At 54.4% G+C, this 13,535-nt stretch carries 13 protein-coding genes and 1 pseudogene; 11 read left to right on the forward strand and 3 right to left on the reverse strand.

What is annotated here, in order from left to right:
- Nucleotides 1-273: 273 nt before the first annotated feature.
- Nucleotides 274-1,137, forward strand: a complete 864-nt coding sequence (locus FD737_RS04985) for an NAD(P)-dependent oxidoreductase (protein ID WP_160832869.1) — start codon at nt 274-276, stop codon at nt 1,135-1,137.
- On the forward strand, nt 1,138-1,920 hold the full coding sequence (locus tag FD737_RS04990; RefSeq protein ID WP_160832870.1) for a helix-turn-helix transcriptional regulator: 783 nt from the start codon (nt 1,138-1,140) through the stop codon (nt 1,918-1,920).
- Here FD737_RS04990 and leuA read toward each other — a convergent pair.
- Nucleotides 1,871-3,556 carry a 2-isopropylmalate synthase gene (leuA, locus tag FD737_RS04995; RefSeq protein ID WP_160832871.1) on the reverse strand — a complete coding sequence of 562 codons (1,686 nt, stop codon included), beginning with the start codon at nt 3,554-3,556 and terminating at the stop codon, nt 1,871-1,873. The genes FD737_RS04990 and leuA overlap by 50 nt on opposite strands.
- A 299-nt stretch (nt 3,557-3,855) precedes the next feature.
- On the opposite strand from leuA, the gene FD737_RS05000 reads away from it, so the two are divergent.
- The 8 genes from FD737_RS05000 (at nt 3,856) to pqqF (ending at nt 11,575) form a co-directional block, all read left to right on the forward strand.
- Nucleotides 3,856-4,788 carry an ABC transporter substrate-binding protein gene (locus tag FD737_RS05000; protein WP_160832872.1) on the forward strand — a complete coding sequence of 311 codons (933 nt, stop codon included), beginning with the start codon at nt 3,856-3,858 and terminating at the stop codon, nt 4,786-4,788.
- A gap of 78 nt (nt 4,789-4,866) precedes the next feature.
- The gene (locus FD737_RS05005; RefSeq protein ID WP_160832873.1) at nt 4,867-5,892 is read left to right on the forward strand and encodes a dipeptidase; all 1,026 of its coding nucleotides are present in this window, start codon (nt 4,867-4,869) and stop codon (nt 5,890-5,892) included.
- 150 nt (nt 5,893-6,042) lie between these two features.
- Nucleotides 6,043-6,114, forward strand: coding sequence for a pyrroloquinoline quinone precursor peptide PqqA (gene pqqA / locus FD737_RS05010; RefSeq protein WP_010617686.1), 72 nt, complete (start codon nt 6,043-6,045; stop codon nt 6,112-6,114).
- 55 nt (nt 6,115-6,169) lie between these two features.
- Entirely contained in the window at nt 6,170-7,096 is a 927-nt protein-coding gene (pqqB, locus tag FD737_RS05015) for a pyrroloquinoline quinone biosynthesis protein PqqB (RefSeq protein ID WP_160832874.1), read from the forward strand.
- Nucleotides 7,093-7,848 carry a pyrroloquinoline-quinone synthase PqqC gene (gene pqqC / locus FD737_RS05020; RefSeq protein ID WP_097117203.1) on the forward strand — a complete coding sequence of 252 codons (756 nt, stop codon included), beginning with the start codon at nt 7,093-7,095 and terminating at the stop codon, nt 7,846-7,848. Before pqqB ends, pqqC begins: the two co-directional genes overlap by 4 nt.
- A 4-nt stretch (nt 7,849-7,852) precedes the next feature.
- On the forward strand, nt 7,853-8,131 hold the full coding sequence (pqqD, locus tag FD737_RS05025; RefSeq protein ID WP_058960028.1) for a pyrroloquinoline quinone biosynthesis peptide chaperone PqqD: 279 nt from the start codon (nt 7,853-7,855) through the stop codon (nt 8,129-8,131).
- Nucleotides 8,118-9,257, forward strand: a complete 1,140-nt coding sequence (gene pqqE / locus FD737_RS05030) for a pyrroloquinoline quinone biosynthesis protein PqqE (RefSeq protein ID WP_097117202.1) — start codon at nt 8,118-8,120, stop codon at nt 9,255-9,257. The genes pqqD and pqqE overlap by 14 nt, the downstream gene beginning before the upstream one ends.
- The gene (pqqF, locus tag FD737_RS05035) at nt 9,257-11,575 is read left to right on the forward strand and encodes a pyrroloquinoline quinone biosynthesis protein PqqF (protein ID WP_160832875.1); all 2,319 of its coding nucleotides are present in this window, start codon (nt 9,257-9,259) and stop codon (nt 11,573-11,575) included. The genes pqqE and pqqF overlap by 1 nt, the downstream gene beginning before the upstream one ends.
- Here the strand turns inward: pqqF and FD737_RS23810 are convergent.
- Nucleotides 11,566-11,661: pseudogene (locus tag FD737_RS23810) on the reverse strand (transcriptional regulator); the annotation flags it as partial. The gene pqqF and the pseudogene FD737_RS23810 overlap by 10 nt on opposite strands.
- A gap of 199 nt (nt 11,662-11,860) precedes the next feature.
- Nucleotides 11,861-12,550: a hypothetical protein gene (locus FD737_RS05040; protein ID WP_097117199.1), complete on the reverse strand. Its 690-nt coding sequence runs from the start codon at nt 12,548-12,550 to the stop codon at nt 11,861-11,863.
- A gap of 373 nt (nt 12,551-12,923) precedes the next feature.
- Here FD737_RS05040 and FD737_RS05045 point away from each other — a divergent pair, with 373 nt between their 5' ends.
- Complete coding sequence (locus tag FD737_RS05045) at nt 12,924-13,478, forward strand: YceI family protein (RefSeq protein WP_202404478.1); 555 nt, start codon at nt 12,924-12,926, stop codon at nt 13,476-13,478.
- Nucleotides 13,479-13,535 lie beyond the last annotated feature (57 nt).

Below are 13,535 nucleotides of genomic sequence, written 5' to 3' on the forward strand. Positions count from 1 at the left end.
CCCATTTATCATATGCGAACTTTTTCCAATAATCGAATAGCGATGAATACGAATTCTTGTGTCATTGCCGCAATGATAAAATTAACCCGGTAAATCGTTATCCCATCCTACTCGCCAGAAAGCGCCCAGGGTTGTTTAAAAGCATGCTGATTAACCCTGTGCCTTGTCGGGGTTGAGATTAAAAAATGCCTTTCGGCGCACCTCTCGCCTGGCTGCGCGCAGAAATTTCTGTCAGTCTGACTGTTTTGTCTGAATGCATAAAAGGGAATCAAGATGAGTCAGCAACCGGTTGTCGCGGTATTAGGTTTAGGCGCAATGGGGCACGCTTTTGCCGCCAACTTACTGAAAAAAGGGTTCGTGGTGCGTGGCTGGAATCGCACGCGTGCCAAAGGTGAAGACCTGCTGGATGCTGGTTTGCAGCTTAGCGACAGCGCGGCACAGGCGGTGGAAGGCGCAGATGTGGTGATCGCCATGCTGTCTGACGGCGACATCACGCGCCAGACCCTGACCGAAGCGAGCAGCGCACTGAGGCAGGGCGCGACCGTCTGCCAGATGGGGACTATTGGCGTGGAAGCGACTGATGCGCTGATTGCCGACCTGCAACACGCACGTCCGGACGTGCTCTTTATCGATGCGCCGGTTTCCGGTACCAAAGCGCCTGCCGAAAATGCGCAGATTCTGGTGATGGCCAGCGGCGATCAAAGCAAAGCGCAGGCCGCTGAGCAGGTGTTTGCTGCAATTGGAAAAGGCACACAGTGGCTGGGTGAGGCGGGTGCCAGCTCGCGTATGAAACTGGTGGTCAACAGCTGGCTGATTGGCCTGATGCAAAGTCTGGCGGAGAGTACACGCCTGGCGGAGCAGTTTGGTTTCAGCACCGACGATCTGTGGAAAGTGCTGGATGGTGGCCCGCTGGCAGCCCCGTACGCCAAAATGAAACTGGGTATGATCGCCAGTGGTGATTTCACCCCGCAGATGCATCTGGTGTGGGCCTTGAAAGATGCCAGACTGGCACTGGATGCTGCGGGTGAGACCAAACTGCCCGCGCTGGAGAACATCGTCGATGTCTGGCAGCAGGCGGTCGATGCCGGTTACGGCGAGCAGGACCTGGCGGCGGTTTACCAATACCTGAAGCGCTAAATGAGCCAGCGCCTCAACTTCGATTTTAGCCAGCGTCCGCTGGTGCCTTATGCGCACGATTATGTGCACGGTGATGCTGAGTCATGGCATCACCACGATTGTGCACAGTTGATCCATACCTTAAGCGGCGTAGTGAAAGTCGAAACCCGGCAGGGCAGCTGGATTGTGCCGCCGAGTCGTGGCGTGTGGTTACCGGCGGGCACCGGGCATGCACTGCAGATTGTGGGTGCCGTGGCTGCACGCACGCTGTTTGTCGATCCGCTCGCACGAGCGGATCTGCCTGCCAGTTGTCAGGTGGTGCAGATTTCCCCGCTACTGCGAGAGCTGATCGTCAGTGCTCTGGCATTGCCGGACGCTTACGCCTCTGGCAGTCGTGCGGAACGCATTTATGAATTGATTCTCGATGAAATTCGCGTAATGGATGTGCTGCCCTTCGGCCTGCCGTGGCCGGAAAGTGAGCGGATGCGTGCACTGTGCCAGCAAATTCATCAGCAACCGGGCGAGAGCTGGACACTCGCGAGAGCGGCCAGCGAACTCTGTGTCGCTGAACGCACGCTGGCGCGTCATTTTAACCGCGAAACGGGCTTGCAGTTCAGCGATTGGGTGCGCCGCGCACGCCTCAGCGTGTCGCTGGCGCGGCTGGCGCAGGGCGAAACGGTGTTAACGGTGGCGCTCGAACTCGGTTATGACAGCCCGAGCGCCTTCAGTGCGATGTTCCGCCGCGTGCTCGGCGTTACACCGGCAAACTACTTTCCTGCGGCAGAAAAGCGTGGGCTGCGTTGAGTAGCGCCTGTAATGAGGCGCGTGTCACATCATTATCGATGCCCACACCCCAGGCACGTTCGCCGCGTGCATTGGTACAGCTAATATAGGTAACAGAGCGGCTATCACTGCGTTTACCCAGCGTATGCTCGTGGTAATCCTCAATGCTGATTGCCAGATCATAGCGCTGACGCAGTGCCGCGACCGCCGCCGACAGCAGTCCGTTGCCTTTGCCTTCCAGCGTCAGCGTTTGTCCGCCATCCTGCAGGCGCGCTTTAAATCGTGTTTCACCTTTCTCATCGCTATGGCTTTCCGCGTCCAGCAAGCGGCGTGCAGGCTGCGTTAAGCCGTAATGCTGGCAGAACAGTTGCCACAGTGCGTGATGCGTCATCTCCTGTCCGTGAGCATCGGTTTGCTGCTGCACAATGCGGCTGAACTCCTGCTGCAACCCGCGCGGTAACTGCAGGCCATGGTTTTGCTCCAGCAGCCAGGCGGCACCGCCTTTACCGGACTGACTGTTGACGCGAATCACCGCTTCGTAGCTGCAACCGATGTCGATCGGATCAAGTGGCAGATACGGCATTTGCCAGATCGCCTCCTGACGCTCACTACGTTCGGCAAAGCCCTTACGAATCGCATCCTGATGCGAACCCGAAAACGCGGTAAACACCAACTCACCAGCGTACGGATGGCGCGGATGCACCGGCAACTGGTTGCAGCGTGTCACCACTTCCAGCACCTGCTGGATATCGCTGAAATCGAGTTCCGGCGCTACGCCCTGAGTATATAAATTCAGAGCCAGCGTCACGATATCGACATTGCCAGTGCGCTCACCATTACCGAACAAACAGCCTTCAACGCGATCGGCTCCGGCCAGTATCGCCAGTTCGGCGCAGGCCACGCCGGTGCCGCGATCGTTATGCGGATGCACGCAAATCGCCACCTGCGATCGCTGGCTAAAGTGGCGGCAGAAATACTCAATCTGATCCGCATACACGTTCGGAGTATTCACTTCCACCGTGGCGGGCAGGTTAATAATCATCGGGCGTTCAGGCCCCGGCTGCCAGATCGCTGCGACTGCTTCACAAATCTCCAGCGCGAATTCAGGTTCGGTAAAGCAGAACGTTTCAGGTGAATACTGGAAGGTCCAGGCGGTGTCGTTTTGTGCTTCACATTGGGCGCGGATTTGCCGTGCCCCAGCGCAGGCCAGCTCAATGATCTCTGCTTTGCTCTGGCGGAATACGCGTTCGCGGAACAACGGTGCCGTGGCGTTGTACATATGAATAATCGCCTGCGGTGCGCCGCGCAGGGCTTCAAAGGTGCGATCAATCAGATCGCTGCGTGCTTGCGTCAGTACCTGAATCGCAACGCCTTGCGGAATATGATGCTGCTCAATCAGCAGGCGTACAAAGTCGAAATCAGTTTGTGAGGCGGCAGGAAACGCCACTTCAATCTCTTTGAAGCCGCAGCGCAGTAACAGCTGCCAAAACTCCAGCTTGCGGGCGCTGTCCATGGGTGTCGCCAGCGCCTGGTTGCCGTCACGCAGATCGGTGGACAGCCAGCGCGGTGCCTGGGTGAGCTGGCGCGAGGGCCACTGACGGTCAGGCAACTCAATCACCGGGAAGGGGCGGTATTTTTCAGCAGGGTGGTTCAGCATGAGGTTCTCCTTATGGGTCTGTACTCAGTCTGGACCACATCGCCGCACGCTGCTCACGCATAACTGACAAGCCACATTGCGTAACTGACATTTCGTTGCGAAGTTGCCGCAGCAGCCGGGCCCACATTCTGTGAACCCTCGCTATCCCAACCGTTCACAACAAATGTGGGATGATGAGAATCGACGGCCAAAAGCGTTGTGCTGCTTATGCGCAGGATGATTTTCCTCAGACGAAATCGGCATCTGGGCTTTTAGCACAACAGGGTAGTCTGGGGTTTTGCGCTATAAGAGAAAATAGAATGAAAAGAAAAGCTTTAGCCCTGTTAGTGATGCTTGCCAGTGGAACCGCTGCGGCGGAAACCGTCACACTGCGCATTGCCGACCAGAAGGGCAATATGCATGCCGAGATGGAAGCGGCACAGCAGCTCAATAATCTCAATTATAAAATCGAATGGGCGGAGTTCCCGGCAGCGGCACCGCTGGCGGAGGCACTGAATGCGGGCGCCGTCGATGCGGGTATCATCGGTGATGCGCCGCTGCTGTTTTCGCTGGCGGCCGGTTCGCAGGTGAAAGCGGTGGCGGTGAGTAAATCTGTGCCTGAAGGCTTAGCGGTATTGGTTAGCCCGGATTCAAAAATTAAAACCGTGGCCGATCTCAAAGGGAAAAATATTGCCACCGGGCGTGGATCCATCGGCCATTTTGAAGCGCTGAAAGCACTGGAAAAGGCCGGTTTGACGGATAAGGACGCCAACTTTCGTTTCCTGACACCCGCCGATGCGCGCATCGCATTAGCCAACGGTTCAGTGGATGCCTGGTCAACCTGGGATCCTTATACCGCGCTGGCGGAAGTCACGCATACTGGACGTGTGCTGATCAATGGCGTTGGCCTCTCCAGCGGCAACAGCTTCCTCGCGGCGACCGATGCGGCAATCAATGACGAGGCCAAACGTGCAGCGCTGCAGGATTACGTTAATCGCCTGGCGGCGGCGGATCGCTGGGCGAACAGCCATGTTGATGCGTACTCCACCACGCTGGCGAAAATCATCGGCTTCCCGAAAGAAGCCGCGGCGAAGTCCTTTGCACGCCGCCAGTCGCATTGGCAAGCCATTGATGACGCCACCATTGCGCAGCAGCAGGACACCGCCGATTTTTATCAAAAACAGGGCCTGATTAAGCAGCATCTCGACGTCAAACCCACCTTTTATCATGGCCTAAAGGTTGCACAAAACTAACGCTTTGTGCCCCTTTGTTTGGCGAATCAACCGGGCGCGAGTAGCATAGCGCCTATATATCTCGCTGTGTGATCCCCTATGTTATTTAAAACCTTCGATGGTCATAACGACCTGCTGCTTAATCTGTGGCTGCATCATCGTGACGATCCCGCTGGCGCCTTTTTTTCTGGCATTGAGAAAGGGCATCTGGATTTTCCACGTATGCAGCAGGGTGGTTTTGCCGCTGGGCTCTTTGCGCTGTTTGTCCCGCCGCAGCGTTACATCAACGAAGTGGCACCACAACGTGCAAACGAGCAGTGGCAGCCGCTGGATATTATCTGGCAGCAACTCGACATCCTCAAGACGCTGGCAGCGCAGTCCGGCGGGCGCGCCCGCTTATGCCTGACGGCTTCGGATATTGCCAGCTGTCGCCAGGATGGCGTGCTGGCGATGGTCGCGCATATTGAAGGGGCGGATGGATTCGATGCCGATGGCGAAGATCTGCATGCCTTCTATCAGGCAGGCGTGCGCAGCATTGGGCCTTTCTGGAACTTACCTAACCGATTTGGTGAGGGAGTAAACGGTGCTTTCCCGCATTCGCCAGACACCGGACCGGGCCTGACCTCCGCCGGTGAGCAGTTGATCCTTGCTGCCAATCGCCATCACATGATGATTGACGTGTCGCACATGAATGAGAAAGCGTTTTGGGACACTGCACGGCTCTCAACGGCACCGCTGGTGGCCAGCCACTCTAACGTGCACGCGCTTTGCGCCCAGCCGCGTAACCTGACTGACGATCAACTGCGTGCCATTCGCGATCGTGGCGGAGTGGTAGGGATTAATTTTGGTAACGCTTTCTTACGGCCGGATGGCAAGCGCGATAGTGATACGCCATTGATTGAAATTGTTAAACATCTGGATCATTTAGTTGAAATACTGGGGCCAGAAAACGTAGCATTTGGTTCGGATTTCGACGGCAATAGCGTGCCCGATGCGTTGAAAGATGTTTCAGGGCTACCGCATCTCTATGCGCTGCTCACATCGCTCGGCTATGATCAAGCCTTGATCGAACAGTTTGCCTGGGGGAACTGGCTGCGCGTCCTGCAACAGATTTGGCAGGATTAGCACAATTCCCTTACCGAATCAGGGTTGATCTGCCCGCTACATTGGCGCAACATCAGCCCGCGTCGTGCCTTGCTGCCAGAAAATTCGTTTACTGGTGCAAGCATTTCCAGCAGAGCCTGCTCTGCGTTATTTGTTTTGAGGAAGAAAGTTATGTGGAAAAAACCTGAATTTGTTGACCTGCGTCTGGGCCTGGAAGTGACTCTGTACATCTCCAACCGCTAAGACTTTCTGCCCGCCATTCGTGCGGGCATTTTATTTTTCATTCTGGTTATCTCTCATGTTTATTAAAGTGCTCGGTTCAGCGGCAGGCGGCGGCTTTCCGCAGTGGAACTGTAACTGCGCCAATTGCAGCGGCCTGCGCAACGGTACGATTCAGGCTCAGGCGCGGACGCAATCCTCGATCATTGTCAGTGACAACGGCGAAGATTGGGTGCTGTGTAACGCATCGCCAGATATCAGCCAGCAGATCGCCCACACACCCGAGCTGAATAAAAAAGGGGTGCTGCGCGGCACGGCGATTGGCAGCATCATTCTTACCGACAGTCAGATCGATCACACTACCGGTTTACTCAGTCTGCGCGAAGGCTGCCCGCATCAGGTGTGGTGCACGCCCGAGGTGCATGCCGATCTCACCAGCGGTTTCCCGATTTTTACCATGTTGCAGCACTGGAATGGCGGGCTGCAGCATCATGGTCTTACGCCACTCGAACCGTTCCGCGTCGATGTCTGCCATAACCTGCAGTTCACCGCCATCCCGATTCTCAGCAACGCGCCGCCATACTCGCCGTATCGCGATCGTCCGTTACCGGGCCACAACGTCGCTCTATTTATTGAGAACACCGCCAATGGCCAGATGCTGCTGTATGCGCCAGGTCTGGGCGAGCCCGATGCGGTGATCATGCCGTGGCTGGAGAAAGCCGATTGCCTGTTAATTGACGGCACCGTCTGGCAAGACGATGAGTTGCTCGCCACTGGCGTCGGTAAAAACACCGGCAAAGCGATGGGGCATCTGGCCCTCGCGGAAGAGCATGGCCTGATGGCGCTGCTGGCTGCATTGCCGGCAAAACACAAAATCTTAATTCATATTAATAACACCAATCCGATCCTCAACGAGCAGTCGCCGCAGCGTCAGTATCTGACGCAGCAGGGCATTGAAGTGAGCTGGGACGGGATGGCGATTCATCTGCAGGAGAGCGCATCGTGATCATCACCGAAGCCTTATCGCCTCAAGAGTTTGAGCAGGCGCTGCGTGCCAAAGGCGCGTTTTACCACATTCATCATCCATACCATATCGCGATGCATAATGGTGAAGCGACGCGTGAACAGATTCAGGGGTGGGTGGCGAACCGCTTCTATTACCAGACCAATATTCCGTTGAAAGATGCGGCGATCATGTCGAACTGCCCGGATCCCGCAACCCGCCGTAAATGGGTGCAGCGCATTCTCGATCATGACGGCAGCAACGATCAGGAAGGCGGTATTGAAGCCTGGCTGCAACTGGGTGAAGCGGTGGGATTGGATCGTGAAGTCCTGCTGTCTGAGAAACTGGTACTGCCGGGTGTGCGTTTTGCCGTGGATGCCTACGTTAACTTCGCCCGTCGCGCCAACTGGCAGGAAGCAGCCTGTAGCTCATTAACTGAACTGTTTGCACCGCAAATCCACCAGTCGCGCCTCGACAGCTGGCCGCAACACTATCCGTGGATCAAAGAAGAGGGTTACTTCTATTTCCGCAGCCGCCTGAGCCAGGCAAACCGCGATGTGGAGCACGGGTTGGCGCTGGCGCTGGAAGTGTTCACCACTGCTGAGCAGCAGAATCGCATGCTGGAAATTCTGCAGTTCAAACTCGATATTCTCTGGACGCTGCTGGATGCCATGACCATGGCGTATTCTTTGCAACGCCCGCCTTATCACACGGTCACCGATCAGGTGTCCTGGCACAGCACAAGACTGGTATAACATGATGAAAGATAATCTGATTCCCGCCTTCCGTCGTGGCTATCGCATGCAGTGGGAAGCGGCGCAGGATAGCCATGTGGTGCTGTATCCCGAAGGCATGGCGAAGCTGAATGAAACCGCGACGGCGATCCTTGAACTGGTCACCGGCAAACAGGATGTGGCCGCCATCATCGCCATTCTCAACAGCCGTTTCCCGGAAGCGGGCGGCGTGGATGATGACGTGAAGGAATTCCTGCAATCCGCCGTAGAACAGAAATGGATCCAGTGTCGTGAACCTGAATAAAACCGCCACGCCGCCGCTGTGGCTGTTGGCTGAGCTGACTTATCGCTGCCCGCTGCAGTGCCCATACTGCTCGAATCCGCTCGACTTCTCGCAACAGGAGAAAGAGCTGACGACTGAGCAGTGGATCGGGGTGTTCCGTCAGGCGCGCGCCATGGGCAGTGTGCAGATGGGCTTCTCGGGCGGCGAACCGCTGACGCGGAAAGATCTGCCCGAGTTGATCAAGGCAGCGCGCGATCTCGGTTTCTACACCAACCTGATTACTTCCGGTATCGGTCTGACGGCGAAAAAACTCGACGCTTTCGCGGATGCGGGTCTGGATCATATTCAGATTAGCTTCCAGGCGAGTGATGAAACCCTCAATGCCGCGCTGGCCGGTTCGAAAAAAGCTTTCCAGCAGAAGCTGGAGATGGCGAAAGCGGTTAAAGCGCACGGCTATCCGATGGTGCTGAACTTCGTGCTGCATCGACATAATATCGACCAGATCGATAAGATCATCGACCTGTGCATTGAGCTGGAAGCGGACGACGTGGAACTGGCAACCTGCCAATTCTATGGTTGGGCGCATCTTAACCGCCAGGGCTTATTGCCGACGAGGGAACAGATTGCCCATGCCGAATCGGTAGTGGCGGAGTACCGTGAGCGAATGAGCGAAACCGGTAACCTCACGAATCTGCTGTTCGTCACGCCGGATTATTACGAAGAGCGGCCAAAGCCTTGTATGGGCGGTTGGGGTTCGATTTTCCTCAGTGTGACACCGGAAGGTACGGCGTTACCTTGCCACAGCGCACGCCAGTTACCGGTTGAGTTCCCATCAGTGCTTGAGCACAGTCTGGAAGACATCTGGTACAACTCGTTTGGTTTTAACCGTTATCGCGGCTATGACTGGATGCCGGAGCCGTGCCGCTCCTGTGATGAGAAAGAGAAAGACTTCGGTGGTTGCCGTTGCCAGGCCTACATGCTGACCGGCAATGCGGACAACACCGATCCGGTATGCAGTAAGTCACCCCATCACGGCAAGATCCTTGAAGCGCGCCGCGAAGCCACCTGCAGCGATATCAAAATCGCCCAGCTTCAGTTCCGCAATCGCTCCAACTCTGAACTGATCTTCAAGCAGCGAGTCACCTGATGACCTCTCGCCAGCTGGTGTTAGCCAATGGCCTGCGTTGCCACCTGCATCATCAGGCCGATGCGCGCGACGCTGCAGCCCTGATTCGCGTGCAGGCGGGCAGTCTGGATGAACCCGACCGCTGGCCGGGTCTGGCGCATTTGCTGGAGCACCTGTTGTTTTGCGGCAGCGAGCGTTTTAAAGATAGCGAGCGCCTGATGCCGTGGGTGCAACAGCGCAGCGGGCAGGTCAACGCCACCACGCAACTCAGCCACAGCGCCTTTTTTTTCCAGCTTCCCGCGGCGAACCTGTCTGAGGGTGTGCAGCGGTTGAGCGATATGATCGCCGCACCACTGTTAAGCCAGCAGGCTATTGAGCAGGAAGTGGCGGTGATTGATGCGGAATGTCAACTTCTGCAACAGCATGCCGACACGCTTTGCGAAACGGCGCTGGTGGATAGCTTGGGCGGGGCATTTCAACGTTTTCGCGTCGGCAATCAGCAGGTTTTTGGTGACAATGTCACTTCATTGCAGGTTGCGTTGCGCGTCTTCCATCAGCGCTTTTATCACGCGAATGCCATGGAGTTGTGGTTGCAGGGACCGCAATCGTTAGATGAGCTGGCGGAACTGGCGCTGCATTTTTCTTCGATCAGCTCGGCAAAAATCTTACCTTCAAATCTCACACTCACACAGCCTCCTGGCGACGTAATGTTGCAGCTGGCAGGTGATGAAAGCTTCTGGCTGACGTTGATGTTATCCGGCGATGAACGGACTTTACGTGACAATGTCACCTTGCTCAGCGTGTTCTGGCAAGATGAGGCACCGGGCAGCCTGCTGAGCGCGCTCAGAGAAGCTGAATTATGCGATACGCTGCAGGGACAATGGCTGTGGCAGGATGCGCAGCACGGTTGGCTAGTACTGCGCTTCAGCGGGCCTAAAATCAGTGCGGAGCAGGCTCATCACATTGAACACTGCTTCTGGCAGCATTTAGACGCCATCAAACTCTGCTCTTCGGAGCAACAGCAGCATTATGCGCAGCTGGCGCGGCACGATTTTGCCTGCTTATCGCCACTGGAGCAGTTGCGTGGCCGGGCGCTGGGCTTTGCGCCTGCCGATTATGTGCCGCAGGGGTTCAGTGTTTTTATCGCCGCATTGGCGCAGGTGCCTTGCTCACGCTTGATCACACAGCAGCAACTGGATTCGCCGGAAAGCGTCCAGACGCAAGGTTTCACGCTCTTGCGCAAAAAAGGGCTGCCGCAAAGTCCGAGCACATTCTCAACGCCGGCATTCTTTTTCTATCCCACTGCGCAACCGGCCGTATTGCCACTGTTATCACCGATAGCAATGCCGCTGCCGCGTTTTGCGCCCCGGCAACAGGTTGAAACTTTGCTTTTGCGACCCGCTTTTTATCACACGATGAGTGATGCCGAAGCGCAGGCCCGGCAAACCCGGCTGCGTCCAGTGCTGGCGGCGTTGCGGCATGCTGGAGGAAGTGGCAGTTGGCAGCAGAAGCAGGGGGCCTGGCAGTTGGTGCTGAATCTTCCTGCCTGTGAGTCACACGCTTTGCTGGCTGTGCATCATGCACTTGAGGCACTGAACCTGACGCCCCAGCCAAAACCGCTGCCGCATGCCCAAACGATTGTGATTCGGCAGCTTCTTGCCGCCTTGCCCGCTCAATTGATTGCCCCGGCCGGTGACACTCGATGGCTGGCAGCATGGTGCGGTAAGCACACGTCATTGCATCAGCGAGTATCGCATCTGCTCAGCGACTTCACGCCTGATTTAGTAAGCGGTGCACAGCCGCCGCGCTTGCAGCGGGGCATTAAGCCGGTCCCTTGTACCGGAGGCGATCAGGCGCTGTTGCTGTTTATTCCGCTGCCGCTAGCTGATGACAGGCAATTAGCCGCACTGCGCGCGCTGTCGTTGTTGCTGGAACCGCGCTTTTTCCAGCGATTACGGGTCGATCAGCAAATTGGCTATGTGGTGTCGGCACGCTACCAGCGCGTGGCGGATGTCGATGGGCTAATGCTGGCACTGCAGTCGCCACAGATTCCATGGCAAACGCTGCTTGGACACTGCAAACGCTTTTTACGCGAAATCGTGGCAGAGCTAGATATTATCACGCCGCAAACCTTAGCGGCCTGGCAAGCCACACTGCGCGAACAGTGCGATGCCAGCGATAACGCGGAAGTCGCACTGCAGGGGTTACGACAACAGCAGGGATTGCCGACCCTCACGCGCGATGCGGTTGCATCCCTGACACTGCCCCTTATCCAGCAGCTTCATACCCGCTTAATGCGCGAACGCCGCCGCTGGAGAATACTCGTTAATCAAAGTTGAAAAGCGATGTGCTTACCGTTAGGCAAAGTCACATCAATACTTATCTCTCCGCCCAATGCAGCCACGTAACGCCTTATAGTCCGAAGTTACTTCCAAAATTTCTTAGCGAGGAAAATCAATATTCCATACAGTATAAATGTACTTATTGCTAACGTAGCCCAGGTTTTCTCAGGCCATCTGTCATAGGTAAATGATGTAATGATCACCAGAAATATAATGGGTATCACAGTAAATACTTGCATCCAAAGGAAATCTTTTAGTAAGCTTTTTAAATTTCTCATAAGATTACATATTTCCTGACATGGTGAGCAAATGTTTTAAATTTTTAATTACTGTATTTTCGTCGAAAAATGAATCTTTGATGACATGGCCAAGAACCGGTTCCACTATAAAGTACATCATTTCTAATTTTTTAGTGTAAAGAACATGATGAAATAATGGATTTAACATTTTCAATCTTCCAGCTGATTCTGCAGCATCCTGAACAACACCATAAAGCCCTGTCGCCATTACAGGTATAGCCGTCCATTTTCCGACATGAAATCCAGAAATATTTAATCCACGAGTTACAGCTAATGCAATGGATAGGGAAATTCCATTGCTTAAGCCAAAGTTGGATGCTATTCGACTACCATACCCGCTTAACTCTTTAATTATTTTATCTCTACCATGAGAGTTAAGGTTTTTTATTTCATGCTCCACATATATTTGTATTATATCAACTGCAATGCTCTGCCTTTTGTAAATTTCCCGTAGGCCGAGTAAAAATCTAACATCTTCGTCCTTCAATTTAGAACACACGTCGAGATAGTTATCAGTTAAACATGACGTATACCAGCTGAGCCGGGTCACACCAGAGCCAATCTGGCTCATTTGTTTTGCAAGATTTTCACTCACACCTTTGACGGCGTTCTCTAAGCGCAGAGCTAGAGACCTGTCTGACTCGATTTGAGAAATGATGTAGTCGTTGTGCAAGTTGATTTCCTTATCAATAATTCCATTACAGATTGTAGGTATATAAACGAGAACATAGCAAAATACGGGGCAAGCCGCTATTTTTAATTGAACACTACTTGAATGAATCGCCAATCAAATAATGCGGTGTTGTGTGCGCAATCCCACAGTTTTTTCTGCTATGACAGATGTCATAGTTAACAGGCTATGAATACTATCAGTCAAAAAAACTTTCACCACACTAAACCATTACCTACTGATATTTTTGAATATATTTGAAGGTCACGGGCAAATCTCTTCACTATTCCTCAGCCCGGGATTCCGAGACACTCAATAGATTCTCCCGATCTAAAAGGAACGCTGAGTGAAAAACGTTACCCGTTTAATCCTGCCAATGTTGGCAGCCGCTGCTTTGTATGCACCTGTCTCTCAGGCTGCGGCGATGCATTATGACCTCGACCCCGCGCATACCTCGGTTATTGTGACCTGGACGCACTTCGGTTTTTCCCATCCAACGGCTGACATCCCCAACAGCAAAGGTACGCTGGTGTTTGATAAGGATCATCCAGAGCAGTCGCGCGTCGACGTTACGTTGCCGGTTTCACAGATTGATACGCATGTGCCCGCGCTGACCAAAGAGTTCCTCGGTACGGAATATTTCAATACGGCTAAATATCCTTCAGCTGTGTTCCACAGCACCAAAGTGGTGGCGAAGGGTGACAATAAGTTTGATGTGGAAGGTAATCTGACGTTGAAAGGCATCACTAAGCCGGTCACGCTGCACGCGACGTTGAATCACCAGGGCATGCACCCGATGGTGAAGAAGCAGGCGATTGGTTTTGATGCTACAGGCGTGATCAAACGTTCGGACTTCAAACTGGATAAATATGTGCCAGCGGTAAACGATGATGTGACGCTGACCTTGTCTACCGAAGCGTACGCGAAGTAATTCACACTGCATATTAACGTCGCAAAATCACGCATCCTGTCCACCAAACAGCATCAG

This window comes from Pantoea sp. Seng, from assembly GCF_009829935.1.
Classification (GTDB): Bacteria; Pseudomonadota; Gammaproteobacteria; order Enterobacterales; family Enterobacteriaceae; genus Pantoea; species Pantoea communis.